At 40.8% G+C, this 23,488-nt stretch carries 21 protein-coding genes; 10 read left to right on the forward strand and 11 right to left on the reverse strand.

The features are described 5' to 3' along the window. Positions 1-80: 80 nt before the first annotated feature. A complete protein-coding gene (locus WG989_RS02405; RefSeq protein WP_340427095.1) occupies positions 81-1,355 on the reverse strand; it encodes an aspartate aminotransferase family protein in 1,275 nt (424 codons plus the stop codon). A 168-nt stretch (positions 1,356-1,523) separates the two neighbouring features. On the opposite strand from WG989_RS02405, the gene WG989_RS02410 reads away from it, so the two are divergent. From WG989_RS02410 to WG989_RS02420, 3 genes are read left to right on the forward strand one after another with little or no spacing between them, the layout of a single operon-like run. Then, positions 1,524-2,057, forward strand: a complete 534-nt coding sequence (locus WG989_RS02410; RefSeq protein ID WP_340427097.1) for a gamma carbonic anhydrase family protein — start codon at positions 1,524-1,526, stop codon at positions 2,055-2,057. A 49-nt stretch (positions 2,058-2,106) separates the two neighbouring features. Then, the gene (locus WG989_RS02415) at positions 2,107-2,280 is read left to right on the forward strand and encodes a hypothetical protein (protein WP_340427099.1); all 174 of its coding nucleotides are present in this window, start codon (positions 2,107-2,109) and stop codon (positions 2,278-2,280) included. Positions 2,281-2,331: 51 nt separating this feature from the next. Continuing rightward, entirely contained in the window at positions 2,332-2,646 is a 315-nt protein-coding gene (locus WG989_RS02420; protein ID WP_340427102.1) for a hypothetical protein, read from the forward strand. A 46-nt stretch (positions 2,647-2,692) separates the two neighbouring features. Here WG989_RS02420 and rsgA read toward each other — a convergent pair whose 3' ends face one another. The 5 genes from rsgA to WG989_RS02445 all read right to left on the reverse strand — a co-directional run bounded on the left by rsgA (position 2,693) and on the right by WG989_RS02445 (position 7,583). Further along, the gene (gene rsgA, locus WG989_RS02425; protein WP_340427103.1) at positions 2,693-3,622 is read right to left on the reverse strand and encodes a ribosome small subunit-dependent GTPase A; all 930 of its coding nucleotides are present in this window, start codon (positions 3,620-3,622) and stop codon (positions 2,693-2,695) included. Between the two features lie 130 nt (positions 3,623-3,752). Next, complete coding sequence (locus WG989_RS02430) at positions 3,753-4,757, reverse strand: vWA domain-containing protein (RefSeq protein WP_340427104.1); 1,005 nt, start codon at positions 4,755-4,757, stop codon at positions 3,753-3,755. Then, on the reverse strand, positions 4,750-5,643 hold the full coding sequence (locus WG989_RS02435; protein ID WP_340427105.1) for a hypothetical protein: 894 nt from the start codon (positions 5,641-5,643) through the stop codon (positions 4,750-4,752). Before WG989_RS02435 ends, WG989_RS02430 begins: the two co-directional genes overlap by 8 nt. Next, on the reverse strand, positions 5,640-6,512 hold the full coding sequence (locus WG989_RS02440; RefSeq protein ID WP_340427106.1) for a DUF58 domain-containing protein: 873 nt from the start codon (positions 6,510-6,512) through the stop codon (positions 5,640-5,642). Before WG989_RS02440 ends, WG989_RS02435 begins: the two co-directional genes overlap by 4 nt. Before the next feature lie 69 nt (positions 6,513-6,581). Continuing rightward, a complete protein-coding gene (locus WG989_RS02445; RefSeq protein ID WP_340427107.1) occupies positions 6,582-7,583 on the reverse strand; it encodes an AAA family ATPase in 1,002 nt (333 codons plus the stop codon). Between the two features lie 165 nt (positions 7,584-7,748). Between WG989_RS02445 and WG989_RS02450 the strand changes: the two genes are divergently transcribed. Genes WG989_RS02450 through WG989_RS02465 form a run of 4 tightly spaced genes read left to right on the forward strand, consistent with a single transcriptional unit; the run spans position 7,749 to position 9,637 of the window. Then, the gene (locus WG989_RS02450) at positions 7,749-8,156 is read left to right on the forward strand and encodes a hypothetical protein (RefSeq protein WP_340427108.1); all 408 of its coding nucleotides are present in this window, start codon (positions 7,749-7,751) and stop codon (positions 8,154-8,156) included. After that, positions 8,157-8,819 carry a peptidylprolyl isomerase gene (locus WG989_RS02455; protein WP_340427110.1) on the forward strand — a complete coding sequence of 221 codons (663 nt, stop codon included), beginning with the start codon at positions 8,157-8,159 and terminating at the stop codon, positions 8,817-8,819. It abuts the gene before it with no gap. 48 nt (positions 8,820-8,867) lie between these two features. Beyond that, positions 8,868-9,245, forward strand: a complete 378-nt coding sequence (gene gcvH / locus WG989_RS02460) for a glycine cleavage system protein GcvH (protein ID WP_340427112.1) — start codon at positions 8,868-8,870, stop codon at positions 9,243-9,245. Beyond that, the gene (locus WG989_RS02465) at positions 9,245-9,637 is read left to right on the forward strand and encodes a VanZ family protein (RefSeq protein WP_340427114.1); all 393 of its coding nucleotides are present in this window, start codon (positions 9,245-9,247) and stop codon (positions 9,635-9,637) included. Before gcvH ends, WG989_RS02465 begins: the two co-directional genes overlap by 1 nt. Before the next feature lie 431 nt (positions 9,638-10,068). Here WG989_RS02465 and WG989_RS02470 read toward each other — a convergent pair whose 3' ends face one another. From WG989_RS02470 to prfA, 3 genes are all read right to left on the reverse strand, one after another. Beyond that, a complete protein-coding gene (locus tag WG989_RS02470) occupies positions 10,069-10,653 on the reverse strand; it encodes a hypothetical protein (protein ID WP_340427116.1) in 585 nt (194 codons plus the stop codon). A 191-nt stretch (positions 10,654-10,844) separates the two neighbouring features. Then, positions 10,845-11,792 carry a thrombospondin type 3 repeat-containing protein gene (locus tag WG989_RS20935; protein ID WP_445298469.1) on the reverse strand — a complete coding sequence of 316 codons (948 nt, stop codon included), beginning with the start codon at positions 11,790-11,792 and terminating at the stop codon, positions 10,845-10,847. Between the two features lie 327 nt (positions 11,793-12,119). Further along, positions 12,120-13,181: a peptide chain release factor 1 gene (prfA, locus tag WG989_RS02480; RefSeq protein ID WP_340427117.1), complete on the reverse strand. Its 1,062-nt coding sequence runs from the start codon at positions 13,179-13,181 to the stop codon at positions 12,120-12,122. Between the two features lie 70 nt (positions 13,182-13,251). Here prfA and WG989_RS02485 point away from each other — a divergent pair, with 70 nt between their 5' ends. Next, positions 13,252-14,427 carry an amidohydrolase family protein gene (locus WG989_RS02485; RefSeq protein WP_340427119.1) on the forward strand — a complete coding sequence of 392 codons (1,176 nt, stop codon included), beginning with the start codon at positions 13,252-13,254 and terminating at the stop codon, positions 14,425-14,427. A 115-nt stretch (positions 14,428-14,542) separates the two neighbouring features. On the opposite strand, the gene recO is transcribed toward WG989_RS02485, so the two are convergent. Both recO and porZ read right to left on the reverse strand, forming a co-directional pair. Next, complete coding sequence (gene recO, locus WG989_RS02490; protein WP_340431690.1) at positions 14,543-15,283, reverse strand: DNA repair protein RecO; 741 nt, start codon at positions 15,281-15,283, stop codon at positions 14,543-14,545. Between the two features lie 20 nt (positions 15,284-15,303). Beyond that, complete coding sequence (gene porZ / locus WG989_RS02495; RefSeq protein WP_340427121.1) at positions 15,304-17,604, reverse strand: type IX secretion system anionic LPS delivery protein PorZ; 2,301 nt, start codon at positions 17,602-17,604, stop codon at positions 15,304-15,306. A gap of 188 nt (positions 17,605-17,792) precedes the next feature. On the opposite strand from porZ, the gene WG989_RS02500 reads away from it, so the two are divergent. Together WG989_RS02500 and WG989_RS02505 are read left to right on the forward strand one after the other, a co-directional pair. Beyond that, positions 17,793-20,195: an efflux RND transporter permease subunit gene (locus WG989_RS02500; RefSeq protein ID WP_340427122.1), complete on the forward strand. Its 2,403-nt coding sequence runs from the start codon at positions 17,793-17,795 to the stop codon at positions 20,193-20,195. Between the two features lie 164 nt (positions 20,196-20,359). Next, positions 20,360-23,482: a SusC/RagA family TonB-linked outer membrane protein gene (locus tag WG989_RS02505; protein WP_340427124.1), complete on the forward strand. Its 3,123-nt coding sequence runs from the start codon at positions 20,360-20,362 to the stop codon at positions 23,480-23,482. The last annotated feature ends 6 nt before the right edge of the window (positions 23,483-23,488 follow it).

Here is a 23,488-nt window from a genome sequence, read left to right on the forward strand (position 1 = left end):
AGTGAGCCCGGCACAAGAAAACAACTTTCCCGCAAAGAAAAAATACTACAATCCGGGAAGTCAATGAAAATTGATATCATTTACAATTCATCCAAACAGCCAATTATCACTCCACAAGCTTTTGTAATTTCTTCTTCCCTAATTGTCAGTGGTGGTGCAATACGCAAACAATTTGCTGCAAATAAAAACCAATCAGTTATCACGCCTTTTTCAATACAGGCATCAATTACTTTTTTGTTTGTTTCAAAACTATCAAACACAACGGCCATCATCAAACCACGTGAACGTACGGCTTCAATTTTTGGATGATGTAATAATGTGCGGAAGAGAATTTCTTTTTCAGCCACGCCCTTCACCAACTCTTCTTCTAACAATACATTCATGGCCGCCATACCTGCAGCACAACAAACCGGATGACCGCCAAAGGTTGTGATGTGGCCCAGCACCGGATTCTCTGTCAGCTTCCACATCAATTCCTTATCAGCAACAAATGCACCCAATGGCATACCGCCGCCCAAAGCTTTTCCTAATAATAAAATATCAGGCACCACATCAAACTGTTCAAATGCCCATAATGATCCGTTTCGGCCAAAGCCACATTGTATTTCATCCAATATTAATAAGGTACCGGTTTCGTTACAGCGTTTACGCAAGGCCGTGATCCATTCTTTCAAAGGCGCATTTACACCTGCTTCTGCCTGGATGGTTTCAGCAATTACACACGCTGTGTTCTTTCCAATCAACTCCAATGCTTCGAAGGAATTATAATCTGCATGATGAACTCCCGGCAATAACGGCCGGAATGAATTGCGCCAATATTCATCGCCCATTACACTTAATGCGCCTTGGGTACTGCCATGATAACTATTATTAAATGCAACCATCTCGGTGCGACCAGTCACCCGTTTGGCCAATTTCATGGCACCTTCGGTTGCTTCTGTTCCGGAGTTAGTGAAGAATACAGAATTTAGTGATGCTGGCATATGATCGGTCAACAACTTGGCATACTGCACCTGCGGACTTTCCACAAATTCACCATATACGAGCAAATGCATATACTGATCAACCTGTTGTTTTATGGCTTCCACCACTTTTGGATGCCGGTGCCCCACATTACAAACACTGATGCCTGCGATCAGATCGATATATTCGTTACCCTCAGCATCCCACAAACGGCTTCCTTCTGCCTTTACAATTTCCAGCGCCAGCGGTGCGGGGGATGTTTGAGCGACATGTTTTAAAAATAGTTCCCGTTGATTCATATTGTATTGTGCCTGCAAATGTCGGGAAATAGTTGAACGGTTACCCACCTTCCTCCGCAGAGTGATGGTTGACCAACTGTTGAAACCATCCATCTTGTCGTTGCGTATATAAGTCTGGATAAATGCTGAAACGAGACATTATTCTGACCTTTATAGGCAGAATTGCATTAAAAAACGGGCAACTAATTAAAAAAGAGTACAAACATTATGTACCCTCAGAAAACATTACGAAATTTACAGCAGAACAAAACCACATTCCGTATGCCCGTAATTCTCCCCGTAGAAGGCGTTTTTCCACAATTTGGCAACGATTGCTTTATTGCCCCTAATGCAACAATAGTTGGTGACGTTGTAATGGGTAATGAATGCAGTGTGTGGTTCAATGCTGTTATTCGTGGTGATGTTAACAGTATACGACTGGGTAATAAGGTGAACGTGCAGGATGGGGCTGTGTTGCATGCTACATACCAAAAGACGAAAACCATCGTTGGTAATAATGTAAGCATCGGGCACAACGCTCTTGTTCATGGTTGTACTGTGCATGATAATGTGTTGATCGGGATGGGTGCTATTGTGATGGACAATGCTATTATCAACAGCAATTCAATTATAGCAGCAGGTGCTGTTGTGCTAGAGGGAACCGTAGTGGAAGCGGGAAGTATATATGCAGGGGTTCCTGCTAAAAAAGTAAAAGACATCAGCCAGGAGCTGATCCATGGCGAGATCAACCGGATCGCTAATAATTATATCAAGTATTCCGGCTGGTTTAAAGATGCCTTAACAGAAAACACCTGATTACGGTACGAACATTGTCTATACCCACATGTTAAACAAGAATAATTATATGAAACAGATCACCAAAGCAGCGCTTGTCGTATTATTACTGTCTTTCATTACAAGTTGCAATGTGTTTAAACGAACACCCAAAGAAGGATGTCCAACCAACGGAAAGAACGTAGGGGCAGAAAAACTTCTGGGCGGTGAAAAAATTAAAAAAGCGAAACGATTTAACAGCTAAATAAAATAAATAGAACTAACCCCATTTATAACACCAACAAAAATTACCACTATGAATCCAACATTACGCAACCATGTAGGATACAATGAGGCCATCCTCGATGATGATGCTAGTTTTGAAAAATTTCATCGCTGGGCAGATGTCATTTCAGACAAACTAAAAATCTCCTTTACCAAGAAACTGGACGATTTTGAAGCCTTGTATTGGGATTTCATTTATAAAGGCACAGCGCTTACCCTCAGCTTCAACATTTTCAACGGTATTTCTGTTTTTCCATCATTGGAGGAAAAAAGTGAGCATTTTGAAAATGCAGCGATCGCTGAATTAGTTGATGCTTTGAAAGACGCTGATCCCGGCGAAGCATAAATTTCTATTTTATTTCTATATACAAACTACCAGACTGCTACGCAGTTTAGTAGTTTTTTTTTGTCTCGATGGTAGCGAGTATACCGCAATAGCTGATATAGCGAAGGGGATGAATGGTCTCAGCCATCACTGCTTCTTTTACTGCGCAGCCTGGCTCTTCCAGATGCAGACAGTTGTTGAATTGACAATCGTTGATCAACACACGCATTTCAGGAAAATAATGTGAGAGTTCCTGCCTGCTGATATCCACCAATCCAAATTCTTTTACACCAGGTGTATCAATAATCTTTCCGCCAAATGGCAGATCGTACATTTCAGCAAAGGTGGTGGTGTGCATTCCTTTGCCGCTCCAGCCACTCACTTCTTCGGTACGTAACAAAAGATCAGGCATCAATGCGTTGATGAACGTTGACTTCCCTACTCCTGAATGGCCGCTTAAAAGGGTCACTTTATCTTTCAATGCGGTTTTAATATCATCAATCCCCAAACCGGTTTCCATCGAAGCGAGAATCACTTTGTAACCAACTGCTTCATACATTTCTTTCCAGTCTTCAAATTGCGCCTGTTCTTTTTTCTTATAAACATCTGCCTTATTAAATACGATCACGCCGGGAATATGAAATGCTTCCGATGCAATCAGAAAACGATCGATAAAACCTTGGGAAGTACGTGGCTCTTTTAAGGTGGCAAACAACAAACTCTGATCGAGGTTGGAAGCAATAATATGGTGCTGATGTTTATTCGCCGGGCTTTGCCTGTTGATGTAATTTCTGCGATCAGCAATACCGGTGATCATAACCGTTTGTTCCAGATCATTTTCCATTTCGATCTCCACTTCATCGCCCACAGCAATTGGATTGGTAGACGTAAATCCATCGATCTTAAACTTGCCTTTGATACGTGCCTGCACAATTTTTCCCTCTTCTGTTTTGGCAACATACCAACTACCGGTTGATTTATAAATGATGGCTTTCATGCTATGCAAAGAAAAGTGATTATTTGCCACGGAGGCGCAAAGACGCTAAGAAAACACAGTGAGAGATGAGAGAGGATAAGAAAGATGTAAGCTTATTTAGTTTGTGCCTTAGAGTACCTATGGCTAACTATTAAGGGAACTTCCGTAACACTTTATACCGCAGCCATGCTTCGATCAATAAAAGAATTACAACAGCTATTGCAAACGGATAAAATTCTTCCTTGTAACGGGAATAGCTGCTGGTTTCAATTTTTGATTTTTCCAACTTATCAATATCGGCATACACCTTACTTAATGTTTCATTATCGGTTGCACGGAAATAGTTGCCACCTGTTTCAGTAGCGATTTCAGTCAACAGTTTTTCATCAATATTTACTTTCTCCATTGTTCGCACAACACCACTGTTTGTTTGCTGTGGCAGGGCTGCAAATCCCTCGGTACCCATACCAATGGTGTACACTTTTACCTGATACGATTTCGCAATTTCTTTTGCTGTGCTTGGCGGAATAAGTCCACCGTTATTTTCACCATCCGTCAACAGGATCACAACTTTGCTTTTTGATTCACTTGACTTCAGACGCTCAACACTGGTAGCTAACCCTGAACCGATGGCTGTTCCATCCTGTAAAATTCCGCTGCGTACAGCATTGATCTGACTGATGAGCGCAGCATAATCAGTTGTTGGAGGACATTGTGTAAACGGCTCTCCTGAAAAAATAACCAAGCCAATACGATCTGTTTTACGGGCACTCACAAAATCAATGGCAACCCGTTTCATTGCTTCTAAACGGTTTGGACTGAAATCTTCGGCCAGCATACTGCCGCTTACGTCCATGCAAAGAATTATATCGATCCCTTCACCTTCCACACGCTCTTCATTGCTTCTCGTTTGCGGACGTGCAATAGCAACGATCAATAAGGCAAGCGACAATACCCTTAAAGCAAATGGTAAATGACGAATTGCATTTTTTGACCCGCCCATTTTCCTGTAAATACTTAATGAAGAAACTGTAATGGAGGAGGTTGCTTTTTTGTGGCTCACTATATACCAGCCGATCAATACAGGCAACAGTACCAACAACCACAACAGGTATGGATAAGCAAATACGATATGTTGATACCAGTCGTTAAGCATCGGGGTTGAGTTCTGTATCAGATTTACGGATAATGGTTTCCATTTGTGTTACAACTTCTATGCATTCATCTTTTGCAGCATTGAATTTTGCAAACTTAACGGCATCGCCTAAACGAAGTGTTTGAATGATGCTGATGAGCGGCTCGTTTAATACATACTGTTTCAGTTGCATTGCAAGTTCATCGGTGGTGAGCCTTGTAAAAGGTTGCTGAATTTTTCGTTCATAAAAGCGTTTAACTGCATGATCGAGATCGGAGAAATTTTTCTTCTGCGCCAGTTGTGTATCCCATTCTTCTTTTTTCAACCGTTCCGTCAATAGCAGGAAATCTTCCAAAGCTGTATATTTCGATTCGATTTCTACTGCAATCTGTTTCTTCTTTTTCCACCGTCTGAATAAAATGATCAACAAGATAAGACTCAGCACAGCTGCAGCTGCTACGGCATAACCGATCCATTCTTCGCCTGCGTTTACATCAATGATCGGTTTTACATCATTCAATAATTGGTTGCCGGTAGTGTCGTATTCAATCAATATTTCTCTTGCCGGAAAACGAAGTAACTGTGGTTGCCCATTTACGTTGGAAGGAACAACCACCTCAATATTATCAATGGCCCATAACCCACTATCAAAACTGGTAAGCGTAATTTCCCGTTTAAAAAGATTACTGGTATCGAATTTCACATATTCAAAATGAGGAATGCTGTCGGGGAATTTCCACTGAACAGCAGCATTGCGTTCAATAGCTTTGAGTTCAAGCTTTATTTTAAATGGCTCTCCAATCAATATCTTTTCTTTACTGACGGTAACAACAGGCGTTACCTGCGCATTGGAGTACAAGCCTGTGAATAAACAAAACAATATGATCGCCGGTACCCGTTTACTCATCGAATTCGATTGATAAAAAATTTCTGTAACACTTTTACATAATCATCGCCTGCACGCATATGCAGCAGATCAGCACCCGAACGGCGAAACACATCTTTCACATGATCGTTATGCCGGTGAAAATCCTTTTCATATTCAAACCGCACCAGTGCACTGGAACTGTCGATCCATCGTTGCTCGCCTGTTTCGGCATCTGCTACCTGCAACAAACCTGCATCGGGCAATTTCATATCCAACTGATCATAAATTTTAATGCCGATCACATCATGCTTTTTACAGGCAACCCGTAACGCATCTTCATAACCCTTCCCTAAAAAATCGCTGATAAGGAAACAAATACTTTTTCTACGACATACATTATTGAACATACGGAACGCATCAATATAATTTGTTTGTTTTGATGCCGCATCGTTACTCAACATTTCACGCACAATATAAAGCGTATGCTGTTTTGCTTTTTTCGGTACAATAAAACGTTGCACTTTATCGCCAAACAAAATGGCGCCTACTTTATCATTATTATTTACAGCAGAAAAAGCAAGCACAGCAGCTAATTCAGTTACCAGATCTTTCTTGCGTTGCAGATGTGTACCAAAGCTGATACTGGCACTGTTATCGATCAATAAAAAAACACTTTGTTCACGTTCTTCTTCAAACACTTTGCTATATGGATGTGCATAGCGTGCACTTACATTCCAATCAATAAACCGGATATCATCGCCCGGTTGATATTCTCTTACTTCTTTATAACTCATACCTTGCCCCTTGAATGCCGAATGGTATTCGCCGGTGAACATATGATTGGTAAGCCGCTTGCTTTTTATTTCAAGTGCCCGTACTTTTTTTAGTATTTCGTCGGTTGTCAGCAAGATGAGTTCTGCATTTTAAAGTTTTAAGTTGAAGAATGCTTCTTTATTCCCCTTCAGGTATTAGAGGTTCTAAGGTACTTTCACTGCATTCAACACCTGACTGATAATATCTTCAACTGATATATTTTCTGCTTCCGCTTCGTAGGTAAGACCAATACGATGACGTAATACATCAGCAGCAATGGCTCGAATATCTTCCGGCAATACATAACCTCTTTTTTGAAGAAATGCAACCGCTTTAGAAGCCAACGCCATATTAATTGAAGCACGAGGAGAACCTCCATATGCAATGAGTGGTTTCAGATTACTCAACCCCACCTCTTCGGGTTTGCGTGTGGCAAAGACAATATCAAGAATATAATTTTCAATTTTTTCGTCCATATAAATGGTACGTGCCAAATCTCTTGCTTCTGTTACCTCCCGTATTGACACCACGGGATTAATTACGGGCGATGCGATCTGTTGTGTGTTTTGGCGAATGATCATCTGCTCCTCTGCTTTTTTCGGATAATCGATCACCACTTTCAACATAAAGCGATCCTGCTGTGCTTCCGGTAACGGGTAAGTACCTTCCTGTTCCAACGGATTTTGCGTGGCCAGTACAAGAAACGGCTCTTCCAGTTTGTAAGTATGTTCACCAATGGTTACCTGGCGTTCCTGCATTGCTTCCAGTAAAGCACTTTGTACTTTGGCCGGGGCACGGTTAATTTCATCGGCCAACACAAAATTGGCGAAGATGGGACCTCGCCTTACAAAAAATTCGTTTTTCTGCTGGTTATAGATCATTGTACCAATTACATCGGCCGGCAACATATCCGGCGTAAATTGAATACGGCTGAATTTTGCATTGATGGCCTGTGAAAGTGTTTTGATCGTCAAGGTTTTTGCCAAACCCGGTACACCTTCGAGTAAAATGTGGCCGTTACCAAGTAAACCTACGAGCAAGCGATCCACCATATACTGCTGCCCCACCAACACTTTTCCTACTTCTGCACGTAAACGGTCGAGAAACGCACCCGTGTATTCGATTTTTTCATTCAGGATCTTGATGTCTTCTGCGGTTTTTAACATGTAATCTCGGTTTAGGTTGTGAAAATACAATCCCGTTGGCTTCAATTAAAATCATTTTATAAACGGCTGTATTCAAATTTCATTTCCTTCATGCAAAAAGAAGACCGAATTTGAGGAAAGCCGATAGTCTTTAGTTTTAGTCATTATCAAACTGCTTCAACACCTGTGCAACTATCGGCTATCTACTACCCACTGTCTACTACCGGCTATCCACTATCTTTGCGCCCTATGGATGCAGCGAATGATTTATTTGTACGATGGATGAACCTTGAGCAAAAGATGGTGGAGCGTTTTGGTAAAAAACCCGATCTGGAAGCCATTCTTTTCCTGATTGGAGTGCAGGAGTTTGGACAGATGAAGGATAAATATACCAAAGAGCAAAAGCAGGATCTGATGCATGTAGCTGTTTGTTCATTACTGTCGCAAAGCGGCTATTTTGAATTTGATTCATTTGATAAAGATGGATGGCCACATTTTAAACAGCTGAAAGCAATGCCTGTGATGGATATGCGGGAACAGGAAAATTTCATTAAAGATCATGTGTTGCTATACTTTGAACAAAAGGGATTCTAAATGAGAAAAATTGTTTTACTGCTTGTCTTTGGTTGCTTATTCTTTCATGCAGATGCACGAAACCGGAAAGTGAAGATCGTTACAAACAAAGGTAAGATCGTTGTTCGCTTAAGCGATAAAACACCTTTACACCGTGACAACTTTATTAAACTGGTAAAACAAAAATTTTACGACAGCATTCTTTTTCACAGGGTCATTAAAGAATTCATGATACAGGCCGGCGATCCAACCACCAAAAGATCTGAGCAAGGCAAACGTTACGGAAGTGGTGGATTAACATATAAAATACCGGCAGAGTTTGACACATCGCTATTTCATAAACGAGGTGTATTAGCGGCAGCAAGAGACGGCAACCCGGAGAAAGCAAGCAGCGGCAGTCATTTTTACATTGTACAAGGAAAGAAATTTACAGATAGCACGTTGAACGATGTCCGGGAAAAACGTATGGGCGGACGGGTAATCCCCGATCACCAACGTGAAGTGTATAAAACCATTGGTGGCGCTCCACATCTCGACCAGAACTATACAGTTTTTGGTGAAGTGATCAAAGGAATGGCCGTTGTGGATACGATTGCACAAACGGAACGGGATCAGTACGACCGACCGAAAGAAGATGTGCGAATTATGAAGATCAGGTTGAAGAAGAAATTTTTATTTTTCTGATTCCCAGAAAACAGTCAATTTAGCAGCGCTCTAAACAAAAAACAAATCATGAATTTTCCAGAGAATCTCCGCTACACAAAAGACCATGAATGGATCAGCTTAGAAGGCAATGTTGCCACAATTGGTATTACCGATTTTGCACAACGGGAGTTGGGTGATATTGTATACGTAGACATTAATACCGTTGGCAAATCACTGAATGCAGAAGAAATATTTGGCACAGTAGAAGCAGTGAAAACAGTAAGTGATTTGTTTTTACCTGTAGCAGGCACCATTGCAGAAGTAAACAGTGGATTGAACGACAAACCGGAAACTGTTAACAACGATCCATACGGTGAAGGCTGGATGGTGAAAGTAACGGTGAACGATCCTGCTGATGTCGCAAAATTGATGGATGCAGCAGCGTATAGTGCTCTAGTGGCTTAATGAAAAAAAAGATCCAACAATATCTTCTTACAAAATGGCCGGCCATTATTTGGTCGGTCATTATTTTTTTATTGCTGGCTATGCCACCGATAAACCTCGGCGAAAAGCAGGTGATTGGTTTTTCCGGTCTTGATAAATTCATTCACTTTTTTCTTTTTGGACTGATGGTTTTTTTGTGGGGTTTCTATCAACAGCAGTTCATTTCTTCCGGCAAACTCTTCTTCAAAAAACTTTTGATCATTGTAGTTATTGCAACATTGTATGGAATTGCAATGGAGTATGTGCAGGGTTGGGTTGGTCGTGATTTTGATGTATGGGATATGGTGGCCGATGCAGCAGGTGCTTTTGTTGCAGGTTTTTGGTTGTTGATACAAAAAAGAAGGCCCTGGTAGAAACCGGGGCCGAAACCAAAACTAACTGCTTATGAGAAAAATTTAAATTCAGATTTGTTATACAAAGTTCGGTCAATCTATCCCTCGAAACTGTCACCTCCTTGTTAATATTTCCTGAAACGTTTTGTTTTTAAAACGGGTCCCGGTAGAAACCGGGACCGTTAACCAAAACTAACTGCTTATGAGAAAATTGACTGCTTTTAAATGAACTTCACTACTATGACGCAAAAGCGATTCCAAAGTTTGCTCTGTGTTTGTTAAAAAATTCTAAAAGAGCTTTTGTCGCAAAGTAATCTATCCTACTATTTCGAAAACCATGCCAAGCTGATAACTTCTGTACGAAACAGCATTCGCTATGGTTCCATGCAGCTTTCGCAAAAAAATCGGGGTATTTTCAAAATGTCATCGCCAAGTTGTTCTGCAACAGATGATTAGCGGCCAAACAGCCCTTTTACCATATCCATCATTCCGCCACCACCACTTTGTTGTTGCTCGGCTGCACCGCCTTTTACCATATTGATAATGTCGTTAAGGTCAGTATCCCCATCACCATCCCGATCTAAACCACCCTGTGTAACTCTACCCAATAAACCTTGCAGATCCAGCCCCCCGGTTTTGCCGCCGGTAAGTGAACTGAAAATACTTTGCAGATCAATGCTGTTATCTGACGGATCGTTTGTTTTCGAAATGAGTTTTTGCAGCACGCCCGGCAACAGACTATTTACTACATTGCCAGCCTGTCCCTGATTAAGATTAAATTTATTCATGAGAGATTCAACCGCATTGCCCGAAAGCTGATTTGCCAGAGGATTGCTTTGCAAATCACCCCCTTGCCCACCGAGTAAACGCAACACATCATTGAATTGTCCACCAGCTAATGCCTGTTGTAAACCACCTGCAATATTGTTCGTTACATCCGCCACCGCTTCTTCATTCCGCTCATTGGGAATATCAGGGTTTTGAATAATAGCAGCGCCTGCCTGTTCTTTTACCATGTTGAGCAATTGGTCTAGCATAATTATAAGTTTATTTGTTAAGGACATTTAAGATAGATGAAATAAAATTTACATGCAAGGGATACAAGTAAATTCTTTTGATGTTTGATACAAAAGATTCTTCAGGAAGCAGATCTATAGAACAAATTGATAAACAAAAGCCCGGAATTTTATCCGGGCTTTTACTAATAAATTTTTATAACAATCCAGGTTTATCGAATCTTGTTTGCAATTATTTTCGCATCATCTTGAACAGAGTTGCAACCGGTTGATGTTCCAATCCACCACTTACCTGTTGGCTGATAATATGATACTCCCATGATCGGTGCTTCACCATTTCCGCCGGGATTATACTCTGCTACAAACGTACAATTAGTATCATACTTGGTTTGATGCTTTAACCCCAACGTATGCCCAGCTTCGTGTGATGTTGCTTCCCAGTTGTATTTCTGGTTATAACCAAGCAGTTTTGAAAATACAAAAGCAGGAACTTCTAACCCCCAGGAAATGCAATCAAGATATGCAACACCGCCTGCAGATCCATACCATGCACTGTTTTCAGTAATGATAATACGTTGCCTTTTAGCAGCACTTGCAGCAAAATAAACTGTTGAATCAGCTGTTACCGTAATTGTTGGAAAAGCTGCATAATCATTCTTTACTTCTGTAAGAATATTCTGAATTTCGATACTTGAAAATCCGGAAGGCGTGCAATAAAAAGTAGTTCCGCCATTCCAATAAGGTGTTGTTACAGTTTGCCCGTCAAAGTCGAGAAAAATTACCCATGAAGTAGATGTTGTTGGAGGCGGTGGATCAATAACAGTTGTCGTATTAGTATCACAGGCGTCGCCTACTCCATTTCCATCGGTATCTTTTTGATCGGGGTTATACGTTTTCGGACAATTATCCATTGAGTCCGGGATGCCGTCCCTATCTCCATCTCTTCCTTTTACACCTCTGTATGTGGCTTCTGCACTGGCAAAAAACTCGCCCCTGCGCACCTGGTTATAATTTCCTTTCAGAAAATCACAGGTTTCTGTTTTTCGTGAAGCTGGAGCCGGATTGTTTGTAAGATCGTTTACGGATTCGTCATTAACTGAGTCTTGTTTTTGACAGGCCGTTGCAAGCAACAGCAAAGAATAGAAGATTACTCTTTTCATAGTGATTGGATTTTAAATTGGATATTCGATTTTATAGTTAATTACCATCTGCAGCAGGCAGCATTTGTCTCCCTGCTTGTTTCAAATAATTTTTTCGTTTTATGAATTGAAAACATGATGCCAAAGTCAGAAATGTTTTCGTTATTGTCCAAAGCGGATAGAATTTTGTCGTTCGTAGAGAGCAGCAAAATTGAATTGCTGATACCTACAAAATCCAATCACTGCTTTCAAAGAAAGTGTAAAGTAAATTCATCTGCCAGCACCATAATGTCGAATGAGTGCTTAATAAAATGTAGTCAGATCTGGGTGCGGCGTTAGGGTTTCCTATTATTGAAGAGTAAGCTTTTCTGCATTCTCAGCAAACTGCAGGGCATCAATCAATTCATCAATTTCGCCGTTAAGAACAGCGTCTAAATTATATAGTGTAAGACCAATACGATGATCGGTAACACGGCCCTGCGGATAATTATAAGTCCGGATCTTGGCACTACGATCGCCTGTGCTCACCAAACTTTTTCGTTGCCTGGAAATTTCTTCTTCATGTTTGCGCACCTGTTCTTCATACAATCGGGTACGCATCATTTGCATCGCCTTTTCACGATTGCCCAACTGTGTACGTTCTGTTTGACAAATTACCACAGTGCCTGTTGGTATATGCGTAAGCATTACTTTGGTTTCAACTTTATTTACATTCTGTCCACCAGCACCACCACTGCGTGAAGTTTCCATTTTTACATCACTTTCACGCAATTCAAAATCAACTTCCTCAGCCTCGGGCATTACAGCCACTGTTGCTGCACTCGTATGTACACGACCGCTGGTTTCTGTAGCTGGCACACGTTGTACACGATGTACACCACTTTCAAATTTCATAATACCGTACACATCATCACCAATTACTTCTAATTGTACTTCTTTATACCCACCAACTGTTCCTTCGCTCTCACTCAGTATAGTTGTTTTCCAACCACGACGTTCACAATACTTCGTGTACATCCGCAACAGATCACCCGCAAACAAGCTGGCTTCATCGCCACCCGTTCCGGCTCGTATTTCAAGGATCGCATTCTTATCATCCTGCGGATCTTTCGGAATAAGCAACTGACGAATGTACTTTTCCAACTCCTCTTTCTTTTCTTCTACTGCAGGCAACTCTTCTTTTGCCATTTCACGTAACTCCTCATCATTCCCATTCAATGCTTCCCGATAGCTTTTTACATCGTCAAGTGCTGCGAGGTATTCCTTACGTGCACGAACAATTTTTTCAAGACTGCGGTATTCTTTGCTTAATGCAGAAAATTTCTGGTTGTTCCCAACGATTTCCGGGTTGGTGAGAGCCACGCCCACTTCATCAAATCTTGCCTGTATTGCTTCTAACTTATCTAGCATAAATCAATTGGTTCCTGAAAGGGATTTGTTTCGTCTTAAATTTGAGCGGCAAATTTAAATGAATTAACGCATGCAATACAGGAAATTCAAAGCGGACCGGTTGTTTGATGGATACAGATTCAGAAAAGCAGATGATATTTTGATCACCGATGAAGCAGGTACTGTGCACGATATTGTTCTAATTGCCGATGCAGGTGACGACATTCAACAACTAAGCGGAATACTTTCACCCGGTTTGATCAATTGTCATTGCCATCTTGAATTGAGCCATTTAAAGAATGTGATTCCACCTCATACCGGGCTGGTTGATTTTCTTTGTTCGGTTGTCACCAAACGAGGGTTTGATCCCGCCATCATTCAACAGGAAATTGAAAAGGCAGAAGAAGAAATGTTTAACAACGGCATTGTTGCAGTTGGAGATATAGGTAATACTGCTGATACTGCGTTGGTAAAAAGGAAGAGTAATATCCGTTGGCAAAATTTTGTAGAAGTATTGGGATTTTATGATGAGAAAGCAGAAACAACCCTCGAGCAATACGGAAAAATTGCAAACGATCTGGAAGATTCACTGCATACATCACACATCGCACACCGTACTTCACTTGTTCCGCATGCACCTTACAGTGTGTCAGCGAAAACATTTCAATTGATCAATGAAGCTACAAAGGGGAAAATTATTTCCATTCATAACCAGGAGAATCCTGCAGAAGATGAATTGTATAAAACTGGTGTTGGAGATTTTCTAAAACTGTTTAACGTTTTTGGTATTGAAACTTCCCCATTTAACGTTACCGGCAAAAGCAGTATCCGCTCATATCTTCCTTATTTCAACAATGGACAAACGATTTTTCTAGTTCACAATACATTCATGCCGGAAGAAGATATTGTGTGGGCAAATGAATATGCAACTGCAAACGGCTTACAGCTTATTTATTGTTTGTGCCCCAATGCAAATCTTTATATCGAAAACAAGACAGCACCTGCAGAACTTTTTTTGAAACACAATTGTCAACTTGTACTTGGCACAGACAGTTACAGCAGCAATTGGCAACTGAGTATTGCAAATGAAATCCGGACGTTGTTGCAACATACTTCAGTTACTGCAGAACAGGCGTTGCAAATGGCTACTCTTAACGGAGCAAAAGCATTGCATTGGGATGACGCATTGGGAAGTTTTGAAAAAGGAAAACAACCGGGCGTTGTATTACTGGCTGATGATTTCAGTAGTTCAAAAAGGATCTTGTAACACCTCACCCTCAATCCCTCTCCAAAAGAGAGGAAGGTCAATCTTTTACTTTCAATCAACTCTTTCAGCTAAGCATTTCAGCGAATCCTTAACTACTCAGCTTTCAGCACTCATCTCACGGCTCCATGATTTGCTGCAATACTTGTAACGTTTTCATTTTACTAAACTCCGGCAAGTGCAACATGTAATAGGTTTCCATTGCTTCGAGCAGTTCACGGCGCTGCAAATGATTCATGGGAATTTCATTTAACTCATGCGGCTGCATGGCTTTTAACAACTCACTGATGAGCGATGCGGGTTGTCCTTCGATATAGTAAACATGTTGCGGATAAGCGGAGACAAAATTCCCTTCCTGCAGATCAAGAATTGTACAGTTGATCGCATCTTCTGTATTCATTTGAAAGCCGAAGAAGTTGGTAAGATGTAATGAAAAATACAAAGGAAAATTAGCAGTTACTCTTGCATCAGCTCTGTCTAACTGCATCAACGATTCCTCTACAAAATAAAACAGATCAGGATTGTTCTCGGGTTGCTTCACACATTTCTGCAACAGCTCCATCATGTACAACAGTACACTGCTCTTCATTACATCTGCAAACAATTCTTCATACAAAAAACTCCACTTGAATTCTTTGATGCGTTGCAGATTCTTAAGATCATGATGATAAACGATCAATTCAAGAACTGCACCGGGCTGAAAATAATTTGCTTTGCCGCCACCCTTCTTACTTGCCTTTCGCACACCCTGTACAATATAACTCTGCAGCCCGTAAAGTTCTGTATAAGCTGCAACAATTAAACTTGTTTCACCATACTTTACAGTACGCAGTATAACAGCTTTCGTTTTATGTAACACTTCACTCAACAGCAAAAAAATTATTTGATGAATACAATTTTACCCACTTGTTTCTCGGCTCCAAATTCATCTTTTGCCAATACAAGATAAACGCCGCTTGATGCCCGCTGATTCCTGTAATCTCTTCCATTCCAGACAGCTTGTCCGCCTAATGACCTTGTTTGAAAAACCAATCGTCCGTTTAACTCAATAATTTTTACAATTGAATTTTCCGGCAAACCACGAATACCAATAGTGCCATTATAACCAGGCGGAACGGGACTTGGGAAAACAATCACTTTATCAGGATTTTCACTTGCTTCGGTTGCCCCACCCCGGTAGCTGCAAATGCCATTGAAGGTTGAGAAATATACTTCGCCGGTTTTTGGATCAATTGCGATGCGAATAATTTCATTACTTAACAACGGGCTGTTCTCAGCAGTAAACCGTTGCAATACTTTTTCGCCATCGGCACTGATCAGCCAAACTCCATTGCGTGTGCCTACCCATTTACGATTGGCTGCATCAACAGCTAATGCACGCACATCTTCATTCTCAAATAAAAATCCTGCAAAATTATCCTGTTGAACAACCGGCTGAAATGCTTCGCAACCGTTGGATGTAAACACATCTGCCGGGCATTGAATAATAGCAATTCCTTTATCGGTTCCAAACCAGATAAATCCATCTTTATCTTTTACCATACAGTTCACTGCATTGCTTGGTAAATTTCCATTCCCCCTGCCTGCCTGCAACCATTTCCATCTGTCATCACCTGTATTATCAATCGATGCACCATGATTGTAACAAAACACACCGTTCCCTTGCGGCACCTGTATCCATTTTTGATCAGCATCATCGATCAACACAGCACCCACCATGTTATCCTGAATTAAAAAAGGCACACGAAACGATTGCCAGCTACCATCTGCTTTCTTTACCAAAAAATTGTTGCTGCCGCCAAAATTGCTGATCCATAAATTATTCTCTTTGTCAAACGCCATTCCACCAACACGATAATTATTAGGATCGCCAATGGCGACATTCAATGGTGAATTCTGTTTGTACACTTTAAACTGTGCAGCACTTGTAAATTCAATTAATCCACCTCCAAACGAACCGGCGTAGATCACATCATTTCGTGGATCAACTGCGATACTGATAATATCGAAGATGGTATCCATCCACGGAAGTGTGAAGCGATTGTAATCTTTCCATTCATTATTTGTAAACGTGAAAAAACCGGAACCATTGAATTGATAATTCCAAGCATCATTAATACTTCCGCCGGCTACGTACAATGTGTTTTTGTAAAACAACATCTCTCCATCTAAACGACCGTAGGGTGAATTGATCGCATAACGTTCAAACAGGTTTGATTCTGCTTTTACCAATCCTTTTTCCAGATCGGCGATCCATATTTCATTGCCGCTTTTTACTGCATGCATCGGATAGCGTAGTTCCGCATTATTTTGTAAAACTGCGGTTATTGTGCCGCTTGAATTCAACACTACAACACGTCGTTCAATCCATCCAAAACGTTCTTCACTAATCAGCAATGAACCATCGCTTGCATTGACGGTTTCCCAACGCCAGTCATCATTATAGATTAATTGCCATGAAGTTCCATTGAATGAATAAAGTCTGTTAAGTATTCTTGCAACAACTGTGTTCTGCACAACAAAAACTTGTTGCACAGCACCAGTCGGCAAACCATTTGTACCGCTGACCAAACTCCAGTTACGATAGTCGTTTAAATTTGCAACTGTTTGATTCGCTATTTTTAAACCTTCGTCGGTTGCAGCAAAAAATTGAGTGGAAGTTGCAGCAAACCCATTCACTTTAACATTGCTTCCATTATTGCCGATAATGTATGTGTTACTGATCTCATATTTCTGCAGGTCAACTACAATTACACCAAGCCCACTACTGAGATAGGCGTTGTTGCCTGCAAAACTAATATCATAAATTGTTTTATCGCCCGTTGCAGTACTTCGTGCGATATCCGGAATATTGATCACATCATTCCTATACAATACATCAAGGTTACTGTTGTTGTAAGCGATCAACAACTTGTTTGTGGTTGTGTTGTAATTGAGCGTACGCACACCCACATCATTTAATCCGCTTACTTTACTTAATCTTGAAATTTCACCCTCCTTGCGACTTACAACATAAGCACCAAAGTTAGTAGCAGTAAACACATGCCCATCGGACAAGGCTACACGCTTCCCTTCCCGGTAATCCATGTGCTCACGCCATTGCCCAACAGGTGCAAGTTGCGCACGGGCATCACAAAAGAAGATCAACTGTAAAAACAAAAAACAAAACAGGTAGCGCATTCGTGTTCAAATTTAGTTTCTTTTCCATCAAGCCGCATAAATCTCCAAACAGCATTGCGAATGAGAGAGGCTGAAACCCTTCCTGCATGCGGAAAACATGGGAAATACGTAAAATTTTTATGCGCCTGTTCAGTAGGAATGCTGTTTCTTTGCGCTGTTTTCGTTCAACAAAATCGTATCAACAACGCATGTGGTATAATCTGGGTAAATGGGTGTTGCGCAACAGGCTTCCGTTAATTATCGCCGTTCTTCTTTCTACTGCCGTGATGACATATTTCGCTTCCAAAGTGGAGCGTAGTTACGACTTTGCAAAAGCTATCCCGGTCGATCATCCGAAGTTTCTTGAATACGAAGCGTTTAAACAGAAATTTGGTGAGGATGGCAGTTTGCTGGTAATTGGCTTTGAGAAAAAGGAGATGTTTCAGCTTCCCTTTTTTCAAACGTTTGTTGAATTACAGCAACAAATTAAAAAGGTTGCTGGTGTTGAAGATGTGTTGAGTTTTAGTGCAGCGGTAAACCTTGTAAAAGATTCAGCTACTGAAAAATTACGAACGAGCACAGTTTTTCCGGAAAACATACAAACACAAACTGAATTAGATAGCTGCAAAGATGTATTGCTGAATCTTCCTTTTTACAAGGGCTTGTTTTATAATTATGATGCAGGTGTTTACATGCTTGCTGTACGTTTGAACAGAGAAGTACTGAACTCCAAAAAAAGACAAAGCTCGGTTGATGCAATTGTAAAACTGGTACGCCAGTTCGAAGCCAAACAAAAGTTGGAAATGCACCTCAGTGGTTTGCCGCATGTGCGTACTGAAATGAGTACTCGTATTGCAGCAGAAATGCAGTTTTTCCTTCTGGGTTCTGTTTTATTATCAGCGTTGATTCTGTTAGTTTTTTTCCGTTCATTTAGTGCGATGTGGTTGAGCATGGTGGTTGTAATAATCGGAGTAATATGGAGCCTGGCCACTATGGTATTTTTTGGATATAAGATCACCATCCTGAATGCATTGATCCCGCCGTTGATGGTTGTAATTGGAATTCCGAACTGCGTTTACTTCCTTAATAAGTTTCATACTGAATTTAAAAAAACGGGAGACAAACATCTTTCGTTGGTAAACATGATGGGGCGCATGGGAATTGTAACCCTGTTTTGCAATATTGCTGCTGCCATTGGCTTTGCGGTATTTGCCTTGACCAAAAGCCAGATACTCCGTGAGTTCGGAATTGTAGCGGGCATCAACATTATGGTGCTGTTCGTGATCTCATTTATACTGATCCCGATTGTATTGAGCTATCTGCCTGCGCCGAAACAACGTCATGTTCGTTACCTCGAAAATGAACGGTTGAACCGCAGCATTATCCGTATTGAAAACTGGGTGTTCAATCATCCAAAATACATCTACACTGCTACTACAATCATAGTGATTGTTTCATTAATGGGCGTGTTACGATTGAAGAGTGTTGGCTATATCGTCGACGATCTTCCTAAGAACGATAAACTGTATGTTGATCTGAAGTTTTTTGAACAACATTTTTCCGGGGTAATGCCACTTGAAATTGTAGTTGACACAAAGCGAAAGCAAGGGGTTACACGAAGCATTCCCAATCTTACAAAAATTGATTCACTTGTTTATTATCTGGAAGGCCGTCCGGAGATTGGAAAAGCATTGGCCGTAACGGAAGGATTAAAATTTGCACGACAAGCTTATTATGACAACGACAGTAATATGTACGCTGTTCCCAATGAATTTGATCTTGCTTTTCTTGCACCTTACCTGCGCATGAAAGCCGACAGCAACAGCAAGAACAACAATTTTGTAAAACTGGTTGCCAACTTTGTGGACAGTACACAACAAAAAGCAAGGATCAGTGTAAATATGGCTGATGTTGGAAGTGATAGCTTGCCAAAAATATTGGCGGCTGTACAACAAAAAGCCGAGGAACTTTTTAACAACGATAGTATTGAATATGCAACTCTACTGAACAGCGGTAAAATTGCAACTGCTGATATTGATTCATCAAAACTTCAACGCTCTGCAAATATTCAGTTAACAGGTACCAGTATCATTTTCGTAGAAGGAAGTCGTTTTATTATCAATGGGTTGAAAGAAAGTATTTTTTGGGCATTCCTGTTAATTGCGTTGTGCATGTTGTATTTGTTCCGCTCTGCCCGTATTTTATTTTGCTCACTCATACCTAATATTGTTCCACTTGTAATTACAGCCGGTGTAATGGGTTGGGTAGGCATCCCCCTGAAACCTAGTACAGTATTGGTTTTCAGTGTTGCACTGGGTATTGCTATTGATGTAACCATCCGTTTCCTCATCAATTACAAACAGGAACTGCCGCTGCATAAACATGATGTACAGGAAACAGTGAAACAAACCATCCGTCAAACAGGCATCAGTATTATTTATACCTCACTTGTATTAGTTGCCGGCTTCATTATTTTTTGTTTATCTGATTTTGGAGGAACACAGGCACTTGGCTGGCTTACCTCTCTTACGCTGTTGGTTGCCATGATCACAAACCTGGTTTTATTGCCGGTTTTATTGATCACAACGAGTAAAAAACAGACAAAGAAATAGTACTGTTTTGTTTATTTTATTATTATTTAACAGACAAGCAACAAAACTGTTAAAAATGTTGTCATTTTACTATCTTGTCGCCCCGAAAAACGCCTGCACTGACCGTTTAACCTTGTTTTTAACTTGAAATCGTAATTTTTTAATTTTTAACTAAACACAGAAGTATGAGAAAACTTGTATCACTGCTGTTTGTACTAATGGTGTCGGTATCGTCACTATTAGCGCAAACGAAAAAAGTAACAGGTAAAGTAACAGATGAAAATGGAAGTCCGATCGCAAATGCATCCGTACTCGTAAAAGGTACCACAGTTGGTACTACTACAGGAGCAGACGGATCGTTTTCATTAGACGCACCCACGTCCGCAAGAGCATTGGTAATTTCTTCATTGAATTTTACAGCAAAAGAAGTAAGCATTGGCAACGGAACTGTATCAGTTTCGCTGGCAGCTTCAGTAAATGAACTTGTAGAGGTAGTAGTAAGTGTGCCTTATGGTACAGTAAAAAAATCAACGTTCACAGGATCCGCCGGTACAATCACAGCCGCTACCATCCAAAAACAGCAGGTAACTTCTGTAACAAGGATGTTGGAAGGTTTGGTTCCGGGTTTGGCAACCACAAATGGTGGTGGTACACCGGGTGGTGGCACTGATATACGTATCCGTGGTTTCGGATCGATCAATGCATCTTCTTCACCCCTGATTGTTTTGAACGGCATTCCTTATGATGGATCAATTTCATCTATTTCTGCTGATGAGATTGAAACAGTAGACGTATTGAAGGATGCAGCTGCAAGTAACCTTTATGGTTCACGTGCCGCAAATGGTGTGATCATGATCACAACCAAAAAAGGTAAAAAAGGCCCTGCACAAATTCAGGCTTCCGTTCGTCACGGTATCTCTAAAAGAGGTATTCCTGAATATGATCGTGTAGGTGCACAAGATTATTATGAATTATTCTGGGAAGCATATCGCAACTCATACGTATTTGGCAGTGGTCAATCATACGCAGCAGCTGGTACAAGTGCAACAAACGTATTAACAAGTGCGTCAGGGCTTGTTTACAATGCTTACAATGTTCCCGGCAACCAACTGGTTGATGCAACCACTGGTAAGTTGAACCCAAATGCACAGCTTTTGTGGAATGAATCATGGGCTGATGCGCTGTTTCAGGATGCTACACGTACAAATGTGAACGTGAACGTATCCGGCGCAAGTGATAAAACAAATTACTTTGTAAGTGGCGGTTACCTGAATGAAAAAGGTATCGCTAAATTTTCAGGATACAAGCGTTATAACTTCCGTGCCGATATTAACAGCGAAGTAAATAACTGGTTAAAAGTTGGCTTAAACATGGATGCCGCTTCTGACAGAAGAGATGGTTTATTTGCCGGTGGTACTGCCACGTCAAACCCATTCTATTACAGTCGTCAAATGGGTCCTATTTACCCTGTTTATCAGTACAGCCCAACAGGTGCTCCTGTTCTGGGTGCAGATGGTAAACCTGCGTTGGATTGGGGTGTACCTGCTCAAATGGGTGCCAGACCATATGCCGCCAACTCAAACCTTATTGGTTCATTGGCACTTGACAGACGTGAACAAAAAAGAATTAACGGTAACCTGAACACATACGCTGAGATCACTTTCCTGAAGGATTTTAGCTTCAAAACTTCATTTGGTTTGAACCTTTTTCAAAATGATGGGTTAACGTATCAGAACAATGAGTTCGGTGACGCATCGAACGTTCGTGGCCGTTCAACTGTATCGTCTACACAAAACATTTCAATGACAGGTAATCAGGTTTTAACATGGAACAAGCGTCTTGACAAGCACAATATACGTGCGCTGGCAGGGCATGAGAACTATGAGTTCCGTACAAAATTTGTTTCGGCAACAAAAACCGGTTTCAGTTACCCTGGTCAATATGCGTTAAATAACGCAGCCGTTGTAGAAGCTCCCCCAAGCAGCTCTGAAGATGTTCGCAGAATTGAGAGTTATTTTGGAAGTGTGAACTACGATTTTGATGGTAAATACCTGTTATCTGCTTCCTTAAGAACAGATGGTTCTTCACGTTTTGCACAAGATGTTAGATGGGGTACTTTTTACTCATTTGGTCTTGGCTGGAGAATCAAACAGGAAGAGTTCATGAAAGATATTGACTGGCTGAATGATTTGAAATTGAAAGCGAGCTATGGCGAATCTGGTAATGATGATATCGGATTGTTCTATCAGTATGTTGATTATTACTATGCCGATGGTTTTGGTAATTTTCAGGCTCCTGCTAGAATTGGTAACCCCAGTTTGAAATGGGAAGGAAACATTTCTACAAACGTAGGTGTTGATTTTGCCATGTTTAAAAGAAGATTGCAGGGTTCTGTTGAATACTTTACAAGAACGTCAGATGATCTTTTGTTCAATACACCGCTTGCACCTGCTGGTGGATTCGCAAGTGTTTGGCAAAATATCGGTCAATCTAAAAACTATGGTGTTGAAGTTCAGTTAGGCTACAACGTGATTCAAAAGAAGGATTTTGATTGGAAAGTTGATTTCAATATCACCCATTTCAAAAACCAGATCACCAAACTTCCGCCAAAACAAAAAGAACTTGGTATCGTAACCGGAAATAAGAAATATGAGGAAGGTCGTTCAATTTACGATTTCTGGTTAAGAGAGTTTGCTGGTGTTGATCCTGCAACAGGTTTATCACTTTATTACAGAGACATCTTAGGTACTGATGGCAAACCAACAGGTCAGCGTGAACTTACATCAGATATCACAAGAGCTGATTTCTTCTATGTTGGCGCTACTTCAATTCCGGATTTCTATGGCGGTTTGTCAAATACGTTCCGTTATAAGGATTTCCAATTGTCGATCCTTACTACTTACTCTTATGGTGGTCATTTTTATGATGGCAACTATCAAAGCATCATGCACTCAGGTGCAGCAGGTACAGCATGGCATACAGATATCAAGAATCGTTGGCAGAAGCCTGGTGATGTAACCAATGTTCCACGTTTGCAGAATGCTGGTGGACAGGATGGAGCTTCATCAAGATTCTTATTTGATGCATCGTATGTAAACCTCAAGAATATTACCCTTAGCTATAATTTAAGTTCAAGTCTTGCAAAGACTTTGCGCTTAAAAGATGCACAATTCTTTGTGAGTGTTGATAATGCTTATACTTTCACTTCTAAGAGTGGTGGTAATCCTCAGCAAAGTTTTGATGGTAACGTTGATGCAGGTTATCCACCGTACAGAACAATCACGTTTGGTACAACAATCAAATTATAATCTAAA

It is taken from the genome of Lacibacter sp. H407 (assembly GCF_037892605.1).
GTDB lineage: Bacteria > Bacteroidota > Bacteroidia > Chitinophagales > Chitinophagaceae > Lacibacter.

What these genes read in the sequence shown, in the direction of transcription:
- WG989_RS02405 (WP_340427095.1), bottom strand. Translation starts at nt 1,355, where the DNA reads ATGGATGGTTTCAACAGTTGGTCAACCATCACTCTGCGGAGGAAGGTG.
- WG989_RS02410 (WP_340427097.1), top strand. Translation starts at nt 1,524, where the DNA reads ATGCCCGTAATTCTCCCCGTAGAAGGCGTTTTTCCACAATTTGGCAAC.
- WG989_RS02415 (WP_340427099.1), top strand. Translation starts at nt 2,107, where the DNA reads ATGAAACAGATCACCAAAGCAGCGCTTGTCGTATTATTACTGTCTTTC.
- WG989_RS02420 (WP_340427102.1), top strand. Translation starts at nt 2,332, where the DNA reads ATGAATCCAACATTACGCAACCATGTAGGATACAATGAGGCCATCCTC.
- rsgA (WP_340427103.1), bottom strand. Translation starts at nt 3,622, where the DNA reads ATGAAAGCCATCATTTATAAATCAACCGGTAGTTGGTATGTTGCCAAA.
- WG989_RS02430 (WP_340427104.1), bottom strand. Translation starts at nt 4,757, where the DNA reads ATGCTTAACGACTGGTATCAACATATCGTATTTGCTTATCCATACCTG.
- WG989_RS02435 (WP_340427105.1), bottom strand. Translation starts at nt 5,643, where the DNA reads ATGAGTAAACGGGTACCGGCGATCATATTGTTTTGTTTATTCACAGGC.
- WG989_RS02445 (WP_340427107.1), bottom strand. Translation starts at nt 7,583, where the DNA reads ATGTTAAAAACCGCAGAAGACATCAAGATCCTGAATGAAAAAATCGAA.
- WG989_RS02455 (WP_340427110.1), top strand. Translation starts at nt 8,157, where the DNA reads ATGAGAAAAATTGTTTTACTGCTTGTCTTTGGTTGCTTATTCTTTCAT.
- gcvH (WP_340427112.1), top strand. Translation starts at nt 8,868, where the DNA reads ATGAATTTTCCAGAGAATCTCCGCTACACAAAAGACCATGAATGGATC.
- WG989_RS02465 (WP_340427114.1), top strand. Translation starts at nt 9,245, where the DNA reads ATGAAAAAAAAGATCCAACAATATCTTCTTACAAAATGGCCGGCCATT.
- WG989_RS02470 (WP_340427116.1), bottom strand. Translation starts at nt 10,653, where the DNA reads ATGCTAGACCAATTGCTCAACATGGTAAAAGAACAGGCAGGCGCTGCT.
- WG989_RS20935 (WP_445298469.1), bottom strand. Translation starts at nt 11,792, where the DNA reads ATGAAAAGAGTAATCTTCTATTCTTTGCTGTTGCTTGCAACGGCCTGT.
- prfA (WP_340427117.1), bottom strand. Translation starts at nt 13,181, where the DNA reads ATGCTAGATAAGTTAGAAGCAATACAGGCAAGATTTGATGAAGTGGGC.
- WG989_RS02485 (WP_340427119.1), top strand. Translation starts at nt 13,252, where the DNA reads ATGCAATACAGGAAATTCAAAGCGGACCGGTTGTTTGATGGATACAGA.
- porZ (WP_340427121.1), bottom strand. Translation starts at nt 17,604, where the DNA reads ATGCGCTACCTGTTTTGTTTTTTGTTTTTACAGTTGATCTTCTTTTGT.
- WG989_RS02500 (WP_340427122.1), top strand. Translation starts at nt 17,793, where the DNA reads ATGTGGTATAATCTGGGTAAATGGGTGTTGCGCAACAGGCTTCCGTTA.
- WG989_RS02505 (WP_340427124.1), top strand. Translation starts at nt 20,360, where the DNA reads ATGAGAAAACTTGTATCACTGCTGTTTGTACTAATGGTGTCGGTATCG.